Genomic DNA, 17,190 nt, shown 5'->3' with positions numbered 1-17,190 from the left:
AATTACTAACTGTAGATTTGATCTTTGTGGTGATTGATGTACTATTACTTTCAGCAACTGGTCAGATGAGCGGATGAGTAAAAGATGAGTATCAGAAAAAGCCTTAAGAAAGTTCTACCCCCAATTTCAGTCACCGAACAAGAAGCGCTGGACGCCGGTGATATCTGGATTGAATCGTCCATTTATCAGGGTCAGCCAGATATGGCAGCGCTGCGTGCAGTTCCAAAAGCACAACTAAGTGCCGATGAGCAGGCCTTTATGGACGGCCCGGTGCAGCAATTGCTGGAGATGATTGACGACTTTGAGCTTGCAAATGGCAATCATATACCGCAAGACGTACTCGACTTTCTGGGTAAAAACCGGTTCTTCTCGATGATTATTCCTAAAAAATTCGGCGGTCTGGAATTCAGTCCTTATGCCAACTCAACGGTGGTTGCCACAATTGCAGCCAAGAGCGGCGCCATTGCTGTAACCGTGATGGTGCCTAATTCATTAGGCCCGGGTGAACTGCTGATGCACTATGGTACGACCGCGCAGCAAGATTACTGGCTGCCGCGTCTGGCCGTGGGCACAGATATCCCCTGTTTTGCGCTGACCAGTCCGGAAGCCGGTTCCGATGCCGGCGGCATCCCGGATGCCGCAATTGTGACCAGGGGTGAATTTAATGGCGAAGAAGTCATTGGTTTATCGGTTAGCTGGGACAAACGTTACATTACCCTGGCCCCTATCGCGACGGTGCTAGGTTTAGCATTTAAGGTATATGATCCTGAAGGCTTGCTAGGCGGCAAAACTGAGCTGGGTATTACCTGTGCGCTGTTACCGAAAGATCATCCTGGTGTGGAACTGGGCAATCGCCATGACCCAATGGGACAACGTTTTTATAACGGTACAACCCGTGGTCAGGATGTATTCATTCCTATGGACTTTATCATTGGCGGCCAGAAAAATATCGGACGTGGCTGGCAGATGCTGGTGAGCTGTCTGGGCGCTGGCCGGGGTATCTCCTTGCCGGCCATGGGCGTGGCCACTGCGCAATCTTCTTTCAAAGGCGCCAGCGAGTACAGCTTTGTGCGTGAGCAGTTCGGTTTACCTATTGGTCGCTTTGAAGGCATTCAGGAAAAACTGGCAGATATTGCCGGTAAAACCTTTTTGCTGGAGTCGATGCGGGTATTGACCACCGAAGGGCTGAATATGGGTATCAAACCTTCGGTAGTAACGGCCATTGCCAAGTACCACATGACCGAGCTGGGTCGCGATGTCTTGAACTCAGCGATGGATATTCAGGCCGGTAAAGCCATTCAGCGCGGTCCTCAAAACACGCTGGCGGGTGCCTATGGTGCAATGCCCATTGCGATCACCGTAGAAGGCGCGAATATCCTGACCCGCAACCTGATGATTTTTGGTCAGGGCGCAATGCGGTGTCATCCTCACCTGAAAGAGATGGTCGATCTTATTCATAGTGATGATAGCAGCGCTGATAGTGAATTTAATGCGGTCTTGCGTAAAACGGTCAAGTTTAGCGTGAAAAATGGTGTGCGTAGTGTTTCTAAAAGCTACCTGCCCTTTACCCGTGGTGCCGAGTCGGCCCTGCCGGAAGTCCGTCCGTATGAAAAGCGTTTAAATGCCTTGTCGGCAAAACTGGCACCATTGGCAGATTTATCGCTGGCCGTACTGGGCGGCGACCTGAAAAAAGCTGAGTTGCTGTCTGCCCGTCTGGGTGATGTGATGAGTTACCTGTATGCCGGCATGGCAGCGATTCGCTTTTACGAACAACGCATTGAAGATCGTCAGCAGGCGCGCCCCTATTTTGACTATGCAATTCAATGGGCATTGATGCAGGCTGAACAGGCCATTGTTGATTTTATTAATAACTTCCCGAACACCCCGACACGCGGCCTGATGCGGGTAATGACGAATACTTATAGCAACAGTGTGAGCAGTATCTCTGATAAACTGGTGACCGCGCTGGCGCAGGCGTCCATGCAGGACAACAGTGTGAAGGCACAGCTAACTCATCTGGTACGGCCGGTTAAAGGTGACGGCAATGATATCAATGAGCAAGCGTTTAAAGCCAAACATGCGGTGTCGCATCTGTTAGGTAAAGTGCAAAAAGCCTTACGCAAAGAACCAGTGGTGCCATTTATCTCATTTGAAAATGCACTGAATAAGTTGCAGGAAAAAGGCGTGATAAATGCCAAAGAAGCCGACTTGTTGCACGACTACAATGAAAAACGTAAGCTGGCAGTACGGGTGGATGAATTCACCTTCGATCTTGAGCTGCTAAGCCCTGAAGAAACCATGCCAGGTGCTCGGTTTCAGGGGGAAACCCCCACCGGGGATAAAAACGCCGCTTAGGCTACGTTTTTCCAATATATTGAAAGCGGCTCTTTAGCCGCTTTTTTGTTGTCTGTCTCTGTCCTTGCCGTTTCCTCGCAAATCCCCTGTTCAGCTTGTTTTTCCAGCAATTTCTACTATTACTTAAGTCACCCTGTGGGCATGTTAATTATACTGTGCTGCAGTCTCGAACCAGGTCGGCGAGTGTTCTGGTTGTAGATATGATAGCCACACCCGGTATTAAAGGTTCTTATATTGGAATGCTGTTGTAACCCCATTCAAGGCCTGCTTTTCTAGAAAAGGTTTAAGCATGACTTTGTTGTCTAAGATTTTGCCTGTTCACTCCGCTCCACCTACCATAAGCCGCGATGCAGTAAATATGCTGTATCAGAATGTCTATCGTGGCGCGGTCATGACGGTTATTGCGTTTTCATGTCTGGTATTTGGGTTTGGTAGTGAACCTGCTATGTCAGCCAAACCTGTGCTGTGGGCGTTGATGGTGGTGGTATCTGTGATGCGCATGGTCGATGGCTTACGCTGGCGATTTTGTCATCCCGAAAAACGCAGTGTCAGCATCGGGTTTATGCGTTTTGCTGCCGGCAACCTGATGACCAGTATGCTGTGGTGCGCCTATGCAGTCTTAAGCTACCAGCATATGGGGCTGCTTGAATTGGCATCAACCATCGTGGTGCTGTCGGCCATGGCCGGAGGGGCTGCGACTGTGCTGGCCCCCAGTAAAGCGTTGTCTTTTTCTTACTCTACCTTTTTATTGCTTCCTATTGCCATGTTGGCACTGATAGATCCTGAGCAGCAATTTCAACTATTGGGTATTCTGGGTGTGGGATTCTGGCTAGTAATGCTTTCTACCACGGCGCAGTCAAATGCTTTCTTTTTACAGGTAGTGGGGTTAAAAGAGCACAATTCGAAATTATTAGACGATATGCAACGTAAGCGCGCCGAAGTGGTGCATATTAATGAAGCCCTGCGCACCGCGAACGAACAACTTGACCAAAACAACATGACCCTTGAGCAACAGGTGAACGAGCGTACCCGGGAATTGTTTGACCTTTCTAACCAGGATGGGTTAACCGGCTTATTAAACCGCACCGGCTTGAAAGCCTACCTGGAAGGCGCCCTTGATGTTGCTCACCATGAAGATACTACCCTGGCCGTGCTGTTTATCGATCTGGATGGGTTTAAAAAGGTCAATGATACCTTGGGGCACGCCATGGGCGATCAGGTCCTGGTAACCACCGCCCAGCGGCTTGCTGCCCACTGCCCGGCTGCAGGAGTTGGGCGCTGGGGCGGCGATGAGTTTATTCTGGTGATACAAAACCTTATTCAACAGCAGGCGGTAGCTTTAGCCGAAACAATGCGGGTAGCGGTTTGTAAGCCCATAAAAAACCAGCATAATCATATTACACTGGATGCGACAATCGGTATCGCGCTGTACCCTCACCACGGAAATAAGGTTCATACTTTGATTGAAAAGGCAGATTTTGCTATGTATCAGCAAAAGCGTGCGCAACGTGGTGCGGTGTGCGTCTTTAATAAAAATCTGTTTGAGCAGGTGCGACTTGAAGAAGCACGCTTAGCCGGATTGACCAAAGCCATTGAACATAATGAGCTCACCGTAGCTTATCAACCTATTGTGGCGGCAGAAACCCATCAAATCATCAGTGTCGAAGCATTGTTACGCTGGGAATTTGATGGTGAAATAATTTCGCCGGTGGTGTTTATCCCGCTGGCTGAAAAATGCGGTCTGATTAATACGCTGGGATTATGGGTGCTGGAACGGGCCTGTACCGAAATGCAGCAGCTGGACCCCACCCCTGCGCCCGCGCTGTCAGTTAATGTATCGGTATTGCAGTTATTGGAAGAAGACTTTATTGCCAATATTGATCGGGTACTGCACACCACCGGCTTTGCCCCCGAACGTTTGCACTTAGAAATCACCGAGTCGGCTTTAGCTCAGAATCGGTTGGTGCTGGATGAAAAGGTGGGCGCGTTAAAAGCACGGCAAATACAAATTTCAATAGACGACTTTGGGACCGGATTTTCTTCATTAAGTCAGTTACAATTGCTCAGCTTTGATCGTATCAAAATTGATAAGTCCTTTGTCATGAACTTTACTTCTTCCAATCAGGCGATTGTGCGGGCGACGCTGATGATTGCCAAAGAATTTGGCTGCCAGACGGTGGCCGAAGGTGTGGAAACGCGGTGGCAGGCCCAGCAACTCCAGAGTATGGGAGTAAGTCATTTACAGGGGTATTATTTTGCCCGGCCGATGCCTTTGAACCCATTGGCAGACTGGCTTACACAACAAGAAAATTAACTATGGCCCAGCTTTATTTTTACTACTCGGCGATGAACGCCGGCAAATCCACCTCATTATTACAATCTGCTTATAACTACCGGGAACGCGGCATGAATGCGGTTATTTTTACTGCTGCATTGGACGACCGGTATGGCGTGGGGAAAGTGGCCTCAAGGATTGGCCTGCAGGCTGAAGCCGAGCTGTACAACAACGATGACAATATGTATCAGCAAATTTTTAATAAGCACCGGTTGCAGCCGCTGGACTCCGTGTTTATTGATGAAGCCCAGTTTTTAACCAAAACTCAGGTTCGTCAGCTGGTTGAAGTGGTAGATGAGCTGGATATTCCGGTGCTGGCCTACGGTCTGCGCACCGACTTTCTTGGTGAAACCTTTGAAGGCAGCCACTATCTACTGGCCTGGGCTGACAAACTTGCTGAGCTCAAAACGGTGTGCCACTGTGGTCGCAAGGCCAGCTTTGTGGTTCGTCTTGACGACGAAGGCAAAGCGGTTACCTGTGGGGATCAGGTACAAATCGGCGGTAACGATCGCTATGAATCTATGTGCCGAAAGCACTTTAAACAACTTGTCTGGGACTAATTAATGCCAATGCGACGCAATATACTTATAACCGGCGCCAGTTCTGGATTAGGCCGGGGCATGGCCCTGGAATTCGCCAAAAATGGCCACAACCTGGCCCTGTGTGCCCGTCGTGAAGAGCACCTTATATCGTTAAAGCAGGAATGCCTGGCCATTGACCGCACGTTGAAAATCAGTATCCGCACCCTGGATGTAAACGACCACGATGCGGTTTTTGAAACCTTTAAGGCCTTTGCCAGCCAGTTCAATGCCCTGGATCGAATTATCGTAAACGCGGGCATGGGGAAAGGTGCCTCTATTGGCACCGGTCATTTTGAAGCAAACAAAGAAACCGCTACCACCAACTTTCTGGCGGCGCTGGCCCAATGCGAAGCTGCGATGGAGATCTTTCGTAAGCAAAACCACGGGCACCTGGTTACCATTTCCTCTATCAGTAGCTTGCGGGGATTTCGTCGGGCGTTAACCGTTTATGCTGCAACCAAAGCAGCCCTATCGTCACTGTCCGAAGGTATTCGTATTGATGTTATGGACACCCCCATTAAAGTGACCACCGTCCATCCCGGTTTTATTCGTTCGGCTATCAACGAAAAAGTAAAAAAAGCACCGTTTATGGTGGATACGCAGACCGGGTGTAAAGCCTTGGTCAGAGCGATTCAACGGGAGCCGGCTAATGCGTTTGTGCCAGTGTGGCCCTGGGCAGTGATGCGCTATGTACTCAGAGTCGCGCCGTTATCCTGGCTGGCCAGAATGAGCTAACCCTCGCATACTAGGTGGCGCACTGCTCGGCGATGAAAGGTATACAAATGGTCTTTAAGCCGGAGTGCCTGTCACGTGTAGCCTGGGAAATCCGTTCACCCAGTTCGCCATTAACTGTGAACTTATGTTTGTGCTTATGCCTGTACTTGTGCCAGTGCTTAGCAAACAAAAGGCTGATGGTAAGACTAGGCGGTCTTACCTGTGTCGTGCTGCTCGGTGTTACCCATAAAATACTGATAAGTTAGCGGTTTAGGTAGCCACATCGCACCATTATATAATCCACGTCACAGTCAGCCACTTCAATACTTGTTTTGTCAAAAAATTAGACTAATTGATAACGTCATTTTATGCCCGTTTCTGCTAGGCTGAGATGAATAACGACCACATGTTTTTGTCAATTCTGACAACTAAGAATAGGGTCAATTGCTGGCGTCTACATATGTTGCTCACAGAAAGTACCGTTGATCCATTTACTACGCTTACTCTGGCTTTGAGCCGGAATACGTTATCCAATAACGATAAACACGTGGCTATTTGTCGCTGTGTTAAGTCGGTGATCCCTAATGCCAGCCGGGTAAGTTTGTGGAAGTTTAATCAGGACAGAACCGCCCTGGATTGTTTGATTCTGCAAGATGACACCGACGTGATTATTCCTGACAATGTGGTATTGAATGCGACCAGTTTTCCGGATTATTTTGAGGCTATTTTACAAAACCAGTGGGTCGTAGCATCAGATGCACGAAACCATGCGGTTACTCAATGCTTTAATGAGCTGTATTTTGAACCCAACCAAATATATTCATTGTTGGACTATATTTTCCAGGATTTTTTCAAAGCTGTAGGCGTGATCTGCTGTGAAGCGACCGGCCAGCCGGTCGAATGGACCAATCAGGATATCGCCGCCTTAAAGCGCATTGCCGGCATTACCTCGATGTTTTTCAAAGAGTAGTTTCACACAGTTTCGCCGGCCAATATATCAAACGGTAACTGGGTGGATTCTTGTGAGCCGCTGATCAAACGCTCCGCTGCCATCTCCCCTTTGGTCAGACTCGACTGACATATCGTGGTCAGATTCGGACGGGTACGCGCGGCTTCTTCTATGCCGTCGAAACCGGTAATCCGCAGAGCTCCCGGCACCGCAATATTCTGGCTACCGGCATACTGCAGTAATTCGAGGGCGATAATATCACTCATACACAACACCACATCGGGTCGGGGATGGCTGTTTAACACCTCACGGGCCGCCTGACGGGCATACGAGCCTTCGCTCTCAGGAATGTGCCACACCCACTCATTATCGGTATCGATGCCCTGTTCCTGCATAGCGCGCTGATAACCTTTCAGGCGACGGTGCGAAATGGAGCTGTCAGCACAATGCAAAGGCGAGTCATATATACGACATGTGTTGGCTGAAGCAATAAGTTTGAGACCTAAAATAGCCACTCGATCCCCAGGCCGAATAGCACGTTTGGCAATCTCGTAGGCAGCCTGTTCATTATCAATATCAATCGCGGGTCTCCCGGGAATATTAAAATCCACGGTGACCACTGGCTTGGATGATGCGGTTAGCTGATGAGTTAACTCAGTATTCTCCGGGGCGCCGTAACAAATAAACCCATCCACAAAATCAATCACATCTCGAATGGATTCAACATTACCACTGTAGAGCAGCAGATGTTTGTTATGGGTGTGCAATACCTTCGACACGCCTTTTATAAACGTACTTGCCACGGGGTCACTGACCATGTATGCAATGTTATCGGCCAGCACCAGCGCCACAATATTTGACTGACCCTTACGTAAAATTTGGGCCGCTTTATTGGGGCCATGATAACCAATACGCTGACACGCTTTAAGGATATCCTCCCGGCGTGCTGCCGAAAGCTGATCAGGTCGATTGAAGGCATTGGAAATGGTGGCGGTGGAAACCTCCAGCATTTGCGCCACATCTTTGAGCGTTAATTTTTGTTTATTCATAGGGTTGATAAAAGCTACCGCACGATAACCACACAGCTATCGTCTGAGTTTATTATTATTGTATGCCGCGGGTATAAGTGGATACCTTTATACAAGGGCAATGATCATTTAAGCGTATCACAGTTTTATCTTAATCGATTAACAATTAATAAACATGTTTACACCTGAAATCAGTTACAAATGTGGCCGCCCCACAGTGAGTAACGCTCTCGAGTCGCCCTTTTTTACTGGCTTAGGCAGTATCAGCGGGTGCCAAAAATACGGTCACCGGCATCGCCCAGTCCAGGCAATATATAACCTTTATCGTTAAGCTTTTCGTCTACCGAGGCAGTGAAGATCTCAATGTCAGGATGTATTTTGGTTACCGCTGCAATGCCTTCGGGCGCAGCCACCAGGAACAATCCCATAATTTTGGTGCAGCCTTTTTGTTTAAGCAGATCGATAGTAGCAATCAGCGTCCCGCCGGTCGCCAGCATAGGATCCACAATAAGGGCGGTACGTTCATCGATGTGTTTCACAACTTTATCAAAGTAGGCCACCGGCTCCAGACTCTCTTCATCACGATACAAGCCGACCACCGAGATTTTGGCATTGGGAATAAGCTCCATAACGCCGTCCAACATTCCTAAACCCGCGCGCAAAATAGGCACTACCGTGATTTTTTTGCCAGCAATACGCTCAACATTTATGGTGTCGCCTGACCAGGCAGTGATCGACGTATCTTCGGTAGCCAAATCCCGGGTGGCCTCGTAGGTGAGTAAGTTGCCTACTTCGCTGGCCAGTTCGCGAAATCCCTTGCTGCTTAACCCGGCTTCGCGCATCAGTCCAAGTTTGTGCTGAATAAGAGGATGTTTAATTTCATGAACTGCCATGATGTGCTCCGTAAATAACCAAAATAAAAAATAATAGCAGGAAAATGCAAATCGCCCGCCAGGCTTTAAACCGGATAGGATTATCCCCGTAAGTGGGCTAAATTTCGACTCTTTTACCGCTTTTTATAAGGTCAGTCTGAATTTTCTCTATTTTTTTCAATTATGTAGATAAGATCATTATAATGCCAGGCCAGCCGCCCGAATGAAAACAAGCTCATAAGCTGAACAAAAATACGAATCACCCGATCCCGGAATGACCGTTTACGCAAATAATTATTTTTACCAAATATGGCCTTGACCGCTAACCCGTTGTGTCTACAAAAACGGCGTAAAGCCTGCTGTCCAAGCGCGGGGTCATAAACCGTAGGGTATGGCAGATAACCCGGCTTACCGGCATTTTTATTGCCCTTTATCAGACGGTAGTACCAAATATGGACCCAGTGCGGGGTCATCCGGGCCATAAATCCATACACCGTATCACGGTCCGGCACCTTTATTATTAGCAGACCTCCCGGTTTAAGCCAGGTCTGAAAGTTATCCAGCACTCTTTCAATATTTCCCACATGCTCAAGCACATAGGCGGTATAAATTACGTCGTAAGACTGAGCTGGCATTTCAACCGTGCGCAGGTCGCCGATAATCACCTCATGCAAATCATTATGCTGGCGTTGACGCAAATCAACCGCTTCTTTGTCGACATCCACGCCGGTCAGCGTATAGTTGATATCACTAAGTTTCAGTTGCCACTTATTGCCACAGCCAGCCTCCAGTATTTGTAATGGCCGGCCGATGGGCGCTTTACTGGCGATACAGCGTGTCAAAATGGCCTTTTCTTCGGTGGTGTCACTAACAATTTCAGGACTCACATTTTCAATCCATAGTTACAGCTAAGTGTGAATAGACTGAACGCCCGCTCACTTGCCTTTTTATACTTTGGGTACGAAAGGAAAAGCCGGCCTGTGGGCCGGCATTGTCTTTATTTCGCGATTAGTACTGGGCAACAATTTTTCCGAAATGCTGACCCGACTCTTCATATCGAAACGCCTCGGCCAGCTCCTCCAGCTTAAAGGATTTATCAATAACCGGTTCAAACTGCATGGTTTCCAGCGCCCTCACAAACTCTTGCTGATGCTGGTGTGAACCCACAATGATCCCGGTCAGTTTTATTTGTTTTTTCATCAACAGCGCGGTGGGAACTTCTCCGCCCATGCCGGTGAGCACGCCAATTAAGACAATGTTACCGCCTACACGGCACGCCGTGATTGAATGCGACAAAGTAGCCGGCCCGCCTACTTCAACCACATGGTCTACGCCGCCATCACTCCAGGATTCAACGGTTTCGCCCCAGTTTTCATCGCTTTTGTAGTTAACCGTAAAATCAGCGCCCAGTTGTTTTGCCTTTTCAAGCTTTTCGTCACTGGAAGAAGTGATGGCCACCTGAGCCCCCATGGCTTTGGCAATTTGCAGTGCATAAATCGAAACACCGCCGGTGCCCAGCAACAGTACTTTATCGCCGGCTTTTAACTGGCTCTCCACCACCAGTGCCCGCCAGGCTGTTAAACCCGCGGTAGTGATGGTGGCCGACTGTGCATGGCTCCAGCCCTGAGGCGCTTTCGTAAACCAGCTTGCCGGTAGCGTGACATATTCGCGGGCGTAGCCATCAATTCCGTCGCCAGGGGTACGTGAAAAATCGCTTAACCTGGGCGGGCCCGACTGCCAGTCAGGAAAAAACAATGAAACCACATGATCGCCTTTAGCAAATTCGGTTACGCCCTCGCCAACCGCACTGACCACACCAGCACCGTCAGACATTAAAATACGACCCGCATCTGGGGCCATAACGCCAGAAGCTACACCGTAGTCATGAAAATTCAGCGACGTGGCTTTAACATTAACCATAATTTCACCTGCTGCTGGCTCAGGCGGTGGCGCCACATCATTGACTTTCAGTCCATCCAGTCCCTTATCCGGACTTGCCATTTCAACTTGTTTCATTCGAACCTCCTTCTATAGGTAGTACCAACTAATACTCTTTGCGAATGCAGAGTGTTTACTTTGGCTGCTGACTTTATCGCGCGCCACCCTCTTCTGAGCCATAAAACTTTGCTATTCACTAAGCGACAAAGGTAAGGTAAATCGTATTATCGAATAAAAATCTCGGGGTAAATTGTGAAAAAGCTTTCAGTGTTGGGTCTTCTGACCCTGGCCTGCACCCAGGTCTTAGGCAGTGTATCGCCTGGCGAACAACAAGCGCTCAGGTATGTTGATGAGCATCATCATGAAGCCCTGTCATTGCTCGAAAAATCGGTCAACATCAACAGCGGTACCATGAACTTTGAGGGTGTGCGCAAAACCGGTGAAATGCTGGTACCTGAATTTGAAGCACTGGGTTTTACCGCCACCATGACCGATGGCAGCCAGTATGATCGCGCCGGACATCTGGTCGCGAAAAAAACCGGCACGGGCCCCAAAATCTTGCTCATTGGTCACCTGGATACGGTATTTGAACCTGACAGCCCGTTTCAAACCTACGAAATTACCCGCGAGGGCTGGGCCAAAGGTCCGGGGATCGCAGATATGAAGGGCGGCAACATTATTATTTTGCAGTCTCTAAAGGCGCTTGCTGCGGCCGGTGAACTGCAGGATATGAATATTCAGGTAATAATGACCGGCGATGAAGAGTCCAGCGGTCGACCCCTGGCCTTGTCAAAAGCGGATCTGATTGATGCGGCTAAATGGGCCGATGTCGCCCTGGGTTTTGAAAATGGCGATGGCGATCCTGCCACTGCCAATACCTCCCGCCGCGGCGCCATGGGCTGGACATTAACGGTAAAAGGCACGCCGGCGCACTCTTCTCAGGTGTTTCAGCCTGAAGTAGGCGCCGGGGCGATTTATGAAGCCTCACGAATTTTGCAGGCATTTTATAACCAGCTACGCGATGAAAAGCTGCTGACCTTTAACCCCGGCAAAATTGCCGGTGGCACCGAAGTCAGCCATCAGGATAAACAAAACAGGGCCAGCGCATTTGGTAAAGACAATGTGGTGGCAGAGTCAGCACTGGTGACCGGAGATATTCGTGCGCTTTCGGCAGCGCAGGTAGAGCGGGTAAAGCAGAAAATGCAGAAAATTGTGCGCCAGAACCTGCCAAAAACCTCAGCCACCATTGAGTTTGATGAGGGCTACCCACCACTGGCCCCCACCGACGCCAACGCCCGGCTACTGAACATGTATTCGCAGATTAGCGAAACACTGGATCTGGGCAAGGTAACCGCCATCGATCCACGCAATGCCGGTGCCGCAGATGTAGCCTTTACTGCCGCGCATGTGCAAATGGCGCTGGATGGCTTAGGTATGGGTGGTACCGCCGGGCACACCGTGAATGAAGAAGGCGACCTGAACACGCTCAGAACACAGACCAAGCGCGCGGCGCTGTTAATCTACCGTCTGCATCACCAGGGCCTGCCATCGACCGACTCCTGAGTAAACCCGACCAGTGGTATGTTGTTCGTCCAGAACAGTGTTAACCTATTGTTAACCGGCGCCATTTTGGCGCCTTATTGTGTGACCATAAGAATAAACAAAGAGGCATTATGAGCTGGAAAGGATATTTACTGGCCGCTGCACTAACCAGCAGCCCCCTGGCCTGGGCGGAGACTCAACCGTCAGATCATGCGCGTAAGATAAAAGCTGAACAAGCCATTACCACCGAGCATAAAACAGAAATTGGCGGACAGCGGGTTAATTATACCGCGACAGCCGGCATGCAACCGGTGTGGAATGAACAAGGCGAGGCCATTGCCAGTCTGCAATACACATTTTATCAACGCACTGATATAAAAAACCAGGCCACCCGACCCTTGCTGATTAGCTTTAACGGCGGGCCAGGTTCGGCGTCAGTATGGATGCATCTTGCCTATACCGGCCCCAAGGTGCTGAATGTGGATGATGAAGGCTACCCACTGCAGCCCTATGGCACCAAAACCAATCCTCATTCAGTTTTAGATGTGGCGGATATCGTCTATGTAAACCCGGTTAATACAGGCTATTCACGGGTCCTGGAAAACGCAGAAGGCGAATTACCGTCTAAAGAAGAACAACAAAAACAATTTTTCGGCGTCAACGCCGATGTGGAATACCTGGCAGAATGGATAAATACCTTTGTAACCCGACACGATAAATGGCGCGCGCCTAAATATCTGATTGGTGAAAGCTATGGTACTACCCGGGTTTCGGGACTGGCCCTGGCACTACAAAATGCCCAGTGGATGTACCTGAACGGGGTAATTCTGGTCTCTCCGACTGAATTGGGCATTCCCCGTGAGGGTGCGGTAGAAGCGGCCAACCGACTTCCTTATTTTGCGGCTACCGCCTGGTATCATAATAAGCTTGCAAGCAAATATCAGCAGATGAAGTTAGAAGAATTTCTGGCCGAGGTAGAAACGTTCACCCTGGATAAGCTGATCCCAGCGCTGGCCCGTGGTGGCTTTATTGAGCCGGAGCGCCAACAGCAGCTGGTTGCGCAGATGGCGGCCTATTCCGGGTTGTCGGAAGAAGATATCACCCGTAGTAATCTGGATGTAAGCACCCGCTACTTTTGGAAAAGCCTGCTGCGCGATGAAGGCAAAACCTTAGGCCGGCTCGACAGCCGTTATCTGGGTATTGATAAACAGGATGTGGGAAGTCGCCCTGATTACAATGCAGAGCTTAGCTCGTGGTTACATGCGTTCACGCCAGCTATCAATACCTACCTGACTAACGAGCTAAACTTTAAAACCGACATCAAATACAACATGTTCGGGCCCGTGCATCCCTGGGATCGCACCAATAATAATACCGGCGAAAACTTGCGGCTGGCAATGGCGGCGAATCCGTTTTTGCATGTCATGGTGCAGTCAGGATATTTTGATGGGGCCACCAATTATTTTGATGCCAAGTACACCATGTGGCAGCTGGATCCCAGCGGCAAAATGCGCGATCGGCTAAGCTTTAAAGGCTATCACAGCGGTCATATGATGTACCTGCGTAAAGACGATTTGAAAACCGCTAATGACGATGTGCGTGAGTTTATTCTGTCTACCCTGCCGGCGGAAGATCAACCGGCCAAATACGAACGCAAAGTCAATTAAACCATCACCGGGCTTAGGTTTGCAGCGCATGGGCCCTGGTCTGTGTGCCGTGACCACTGTTTTGCCACCAGCGCACCGTGTCTTGTACCAATAATAAAAAGCCCCTGAGCGCGCAACGCTCAGGGGCTTTGTGTTTCAGCCGGAACACTTTTTAGTTCCTAGGCTGGTCTCTCACCTCGGCCTATTCAGGCAGGGTAATATTCAGCTCCAGCACACTGCAGTCATCGCTGTCTTCAAGTTGTACCGACACCTGATCGTCAGCAATCTGTACATACTTTCTGATTACTTCCAGGATTTCCTGCTGCATCATCGGCAGGTAATCGGGTTCGGTCCGTTTACGCCGCTCATGCGCAACAATTATTTGTAGCCGCTCTTTGGCTACAGCAGCTGAATTGGGCTTGCCCTTTTTCAGCAGGTAATCAAATATGCCCATTATTTTCCTCCGAGCAGGCGCTTAAAGAACCCTTTTTTCTGTGCTTCTAAGAAGCGGTGTTCTACCTTTTCCCCAAGCAATCTGCGTACCGCATCGCCGTAAGCCTGGCCAGCATTTGACTCCTGGTCCAGAATCACCGGGGCTCCCTGATTCGATGCTTTTAGTACCGCCTCAGACTCTGGGATCACTCCCAGTAGTGGTACGGCCAGAATCTCTTCGACATCGGCCACACTCAGCATCTCTGCAGTCTCAACCCGATGCGGGTTGTAGCGAGTAAGCAACAAATGTTCTTTGACATTTTTGCCCTGCTCGGCGCGCATCGATTTGCTTTGCAAGATCCCTAAAATACGATCAGAGTCTCGAACCGACGACACTTCGGGATTTGTGACCACAATGGCTTCGTCAGCAAAGTACAGGGCCATCTGTGCCCCTGTTCAATACCGGCTGGCGAGTCACAAATGATAAACTCAAACTCTTTACTCAAATCATTGAGCACGGTCTGCACGCCTTCCATAGTCAGCGCATCTTTATCCCGGGTTTGTGAGGCCGGCAAAATAAACAAGTCTTTGGTGCGTTTATCTTTTATAAGCGCCTGATTAAGCGTGGCTTCTTTATTGATCACGTTTACGAAATCGTACACAACCCGACGCTCACATCCCATGATGAGATCAAGATTTCGCAGACCCACATCAAAGTCAACGACGACGGTCTTGTGTCCCTGCAATGCAAGTCCGGTTGCTATTGCTGCGCTGGATGTAGTTTTGCCTACACCCCCTTTACCCGAGGTTACAACGATGATCTTAGCCATTTACCTTTCCTCAACAGACACCGGAGACATCAGACTAATGCTGATACAACCAGGGTGTCGTCTTCCAAATATGCCTGTGCTGGTTGTTTCCAGCACTGTGATTGTATTGTGTCTTGCATCACAAAGCGCCCGGCGATAGACAGCAATTCTGCTTCTACCTGTTGGCAAAATATTCTTGCCTGGGTATTCCCCTGGACCCCTGCAAGGGCCCTGCCACGCATGGTGCCGTAAACATGGATATTGCCATCAGCCAGAATTTCAGCGCCTTCACTGACCGGGGCCACGATAATCAAATCACCGCCTTGTGCATAAACCTGTTGGCCAGAACGTACCGGCCGATCGATAATTTTTGGTGCGCCCTGAACGGCACCGGCTTCGCTCTTACTATCAGTAGAAGCAGGGGTTTCAGTGGGTGAAATGTCTGAATCAGTGGATTTGCTCTGGCTAATATCAGACAACCCCAGATCATTGATCGTGGTTTTTAACTCGCCCACATTGCCTTTTACTGCCATAGGTTGCAGCTGATGCTTTTTACATAAGGCTACCAGCAATTCAAACTCAGTAGCACTGATTGCTGCGTTTAATTGTATAATTAACGAAGAACGTGTGAAAAACTGTGGTGCACTGGCAATTTTGGTCGCCAGCTGTTGGTCAAATTCGTCGGGTTCAAACTGTAATACATCAAGTACAATACTGGTAAGTGTTGTACCTTTCATCCGAAAGCACTGCTCTGCCATTCGTATTCCCTGGACCTTCGGCCAGCCTGGAGCCAGCTGTGAATAATAAGTTACTATGCGTAAAATTGCACTCTATCAAATTCCAGGCCTACAGCAATAGCCAGGCCATAATAGCGGGCACTTTTTTTACAATTTCTTCATTTTTTCGCAAATTACCGCACAATTCCTTACGCTAGCCGCTTAGGTTAGCAAAAATGTTTAACTTCGCTGGCGCTTACTTACCTCCTAAAGGCTGTTTTGGTTCACTGTCCCGATCATCATCCGGCGTATGGTCAGCCACGAAGGCGCCCCGCTCTCCTTTGGGCTTTTCTTCGCCTACCGTGCTGTCTTTGCTGGTTTGCAATTCTATGGCCGAATTGGTTTCGGCGCCCAATAAAATAATGTAAGCACTCAGATACAACCACATCAGTAAAATGATAATTCCGCCTACTGAACCATAGGTTTTATTGTAAGTGGCAAACTCGCTCAGATAGAGAGAGAAGCCATAGGAGGCCGCTATCCATAGCACCGTGGCCATAATCGAGCCTGGGGTCACCCATCGCCATTGCGCCGGTTCCCGGTGGGGCCCATAACGGTATAACGCGGATAAGCTGGCATTGAACAATAGCAGCATAATCGGCCAGGTTATCCACCCTGCCTGCCTGGTGCTGAGTAAGTCACCGGTGGCCCAGCTTATCCACTTCGGCACCACGGTGATAAATGCCAGCGCCACAATGATGGTGACAATAATACTGATGGTGCAGGTAAAACGGGCCAGCAACCCGCGCAGAAATCCCCGGCCGTGAGACTCGCTGTAGGTGATATTACAGGCAGTTATAAGCGCATTCGCGCCTTTGCTGCTACTCCACAAGGACAGCACCAGCGAAAGCGCGAATCCCCAGCTTAGGGTGGAGCTGGACTTCTGGGTAAGATTTTCCAATTGCTCTTCAATAATATAGCGGCTTTGGGAGGGCACCACATCAATCAATAATTGCATATGATCCTGCAGTTCAGCAGGGGAAACCATCAGACCATAAAGTGAAATCAGCGCCCCGAGTAACGGAAAAATAGCCAATAATAGATAAAAAGCAACGCCCGCAGCAATGAGCGGCAGGTTGTGTCGCTGCATATTGACCGAAATGCGTTTGATAATATGCCACCAGCTTTTAATGGGCATATCGATAATAGAGTGGGCATCAACACTACGTTTAGAAGTCATAAACAGCCTGTATCGATTAACAATATAAAGGTT

Annotated in this window: 14 protein-coding genes and 1 pseudogene; 7 read left to right on the top strand and 8 right to left on the bottom strand. The window is 49.2% G+C overall.

Going from position 1 to position 17,190, the window contains the following annotated elements; genetic code table 11:
* Positions 1–84 precede the first annotated feature (84 nt).
* From IT774_RS04015 to IT774_RS03995, 5 genes are all read left to right on the top strand, one after another.
* Entirely contained in the window at positions 85–2,355 is a 2,271-nt protein-coding gene (locus IT774_RS04015) for an acyl-CoA dehydrogenase (RefSeq protein WP_195811443.1), read from the top strand.
* Positions 2,356–2,644: 289 nt separating this feature from the next.
* Positions 2,645–4,669: a putative bifunctional diguanylate cyclase/phosphodiesterase gene (locus IT774_RS04010; protein WP_195811442.1), complete on the top strand. Its 2,025-nt coding sequence runs from the start codon at positions 2,645–2,647 to the stop codon at positions 4,667–4,669.
* A 2-nt stretch (positions 4,670–4,671) separates the two neighbouring features.
* Positions 4,672–5,250 (top strand): thymidine kinase, encoded by a 579-nt coding sequence (locus IT774_RS04005; RefSeq protein ID WP_195811441.1) that lies wholly within the window; start codon positions 4,672–4,674, stop codon positions 5,248–5,250.
* A gap of 9 nt (positions 5,251–5,259) precedes the next feature.
* Positions 5,260–6,006, top strand: coding sequence for an SDR family oxidoreductase (locus tag IT774_RS04000; RefSeq protein ID WP_195812201.1), 747 nt, complete (start codon positions 5,260–5,262; stop codon positions 6,004–6,006).
* 439 nt (positions 6,007–6,445) lie between these two features.
* Complete coding sequence (locus tag IT774_RS03995; RefSeq protein WP_195811440.1) at positions 6,446–6,955, top strand: GAF domain-containing protein; 510 nt, start codon at positions 6,446–6,448, stop codon at positions 6,953–6,955.
* A gap of 2 nt (positions 6,956–6,957) precedes the next feature.
* Here IT774_RS03995 and IT774_RS03990 read toward each other — a convergent pair whose 3' ends face one another.
* The 4 genes from IT774_RS03990 to IT774_RS03975 all read right to left on the bottom strand — a co-directional run bounded on the left by IT774_RS03990 (position 6,958) and on the right by IT774_RS03975 (position 10,850).
* Complete coding sequence (locus IT774_RS03990; protein WP_195811439.1) at positions 6,958–7,983, bottom strand: LacI family DNA-binding transcriptional regulator; 1,026 nt, start codon at positions 7,981–7,983, stop codon at positions 6,958–6,960.
* A 242-nt stretch (positions 7,984–8,225) separates the two neighbouring features.
* A complete protein-coding gene (gene upp / locus IT774_RS03985; RefSeq protein WP_195811438.1) occupies positions 8,226–8,855 on the bottom strand; it encodes a uracil phosphoribosyltransferase in 630 nt (209 codons plus the stop codon).
* Between the two features lie 131 nt (positions 8,856–8,986).
* Positions 8,987–9,721, bottom strand: a complete 735-nt coding sequence (locus tag IT774_RS03980; RefSeq protein ID WP_195811437.1) for a class I SAM-dependent methyltransferase — start codon at positions 9,719–9,721, stop codon at positions 8,987–8,989.
* A 121-nt stretch (positions 9,722–9,842) separates the two neighbouring features.
* Positions 9,843–10,850, bottom strand: a complete 1,008-nt coding sequence (locus IT774_RS03975; protein WP_195811436.1) for a zinc-dependent alcohol dehydrogenase family protein — start codon at positions 10,848–10,850, stop codon at positions 9,843–9,845.
* A 171-nt stretch (positions 10,851–11,021) separates the two neighbouring features.
* Here IT774_RS03975 and IT774_RS03970 point away from each other — a divergent pair, with 171 nt between their 5' ends.
* Positions 11,022–12,335 (top strand): M20/M25/M40 family metallo-hydrolase, encoded by a 1,314-nt coding sequence (locus tag IT774_RS03970; RefSeq protein WP_195812200.1) that lies wholly within the window; start codon positions 11,022–11,024, stop codon positions 12,333–12,335.
* A gap of 110 nt (positions 12,336–12,445) precedes the next feature.
* On the top strand, positions 12,446–13,981 hold the full coding sequence (locus tag IT774_RS03965; RefSeq protein ID WP_195811435.1) for a S10 family peptidase: 1,536 nt from the start codon (positions 12,446–12,448) through the stop codon (positions 13,979–13,981).
* 181 nt (positions 13,982–14,162) lie between these two features.
* On the opposite strand, the gene minE is transcribed toward IT774_RS03965, so the two are convergent.
* The 4 genes and pseudogenes from minE to IT774_RS03945 form a co-directional block, all read right to left on the bottom strand.
* Positions 14,163–14,414: a cell division topological specificity factor MinE gene (gene minE / locus IT774_RS03960; RefSeq protein ID WP_108565879.1), complete on the bottom strand. Its 252-nt coding sequence runs from the start codon at positions 14,412–14,414 to the stop codon at positions 14,163–14,165.
* A pseudogene (gene minD, locus IT774_RS03955) lies at positions 14,414–15,222 on the bottom strand (septum site-determining protein MinD). Before minD ends, minE begins: the two are co-directional and overlap by 1 nt.
* Positions 15,223–15,251: 29 nt before the next feature.
* Positions 15,252–15,959, bottom strand: coding sequence for a septum site-determining protein MinC (minC, locus tag IT774_RS03950; RefSeq protein WP_195811434.1), 708 nt, complete (start codon positions 15,957–15,959; stop codon positions 15,252–15,254).
* 214 nt (positions 15,960–16,173) lie between these two features.
* Entirely contained in the window at positions 16,174–17,157 is a 984-nt protein-coding gene (locus IT774_RS03945; protein ID WP_195811433.1) for a YihY/virulence factor BrkB family protein, read from the bottom strand.
* Between the last annotated feature and the right edge of the window lie 33 nt (positions 17,158–17,190).

The organism is Salinimonas marina, from assembly GCF_015644725.1.
Taxonomy (GTDB): Bacteria; Pseudomonadota; Gammaproteobacteria; order Enterobacterales; family Alteromonadaceae; genus Alteromonas.
This window is presented reverse-complemented; position numbering and strand designations above follow the sequence as displayed.

Bases quoted from the DNA above. Each gene is read 5' to 3' on its own strand.
- IT774_RS04005 (WP_195811441.1), top strand. From the start codon at position 4,672: ATGGCCCAGCTTTATTTTTACTACTCGGCGATGAACGCCGGCAAATCC.
- IT774_RS03945 (WP_195811433.1), bottom strand. From the start codon at position 17,157: ATGACTTCTAAACGTAGTGTTGATGCCCACTCTATTATCGATATGCCC.
- minC (WP_195811434.1), bottom strand. From the start codon at position 15,959: ATGGCAGAGCAGTGCTTTCGGATGAAAGGTACAACACTTACCAGTATT.
- IT774_RS03995 (WP_195811440.1), top strand. From the start codon at position 6,446: ATGTTGCTCACAGAAAGTACCGTTGATCCATTTACTACGCTTACTCTG.
- IT774_RS04015 (WP_195811443.1), top strand. From the start codon at position 85: ATGAGTATCAGAAAAAGCCTTAAGAAAGTTCTACCCCCAATTTCAGTC.
- minE (WP_108565879.1), bottom strand. From the start codon at position 14,414: ATGGGCATATTTGATTACCTGCTGAAAAAGGGCAAGCCCAATTCAGCT.
- IT774_RS04000 (WP_195812201.1), top strand. From the start codon at position 5,260: ATGCGACGCAATATACTTATAACCGGCGCCAGTTCTGGATTAGGCCGG.
- IT774_RS03990 (WP_195811439.1), bottom strand. From the start codon at position 7,983: ATGAATAAACAAAAATTAACGCTCAAAGATGTGGCGCAAATGCTGGAG.
- IT774_RS03965 (WP_195811435.1), top strand. From the start codon at position 12,446: ATGAGCTGGAAAGGATATTTACTGGCCGCTGCACTAACCAGCAGCCCC.
- upp (WP_195811438.1), bottom strand. From the start codon at position 8,855: ATGGCAGTTCATGAAATTAAACATCCTCTTATTCAGCACAAACTTGGA.
- IT774_RS04010 (WP_195811442.1), top strand. From the start codon at position 2,645: ATGACTTTGTTGTCTAAGATTTTGCCTGTTCACTCCGCTCCACCTACC.
- IT774_RS03975 (WP_195811436.1), bottom strand. From the start codon at position 10,850: ATGAAACAAGTTGAAATGGCAAGTCCGGATAAGGGACTGGATGGACTG.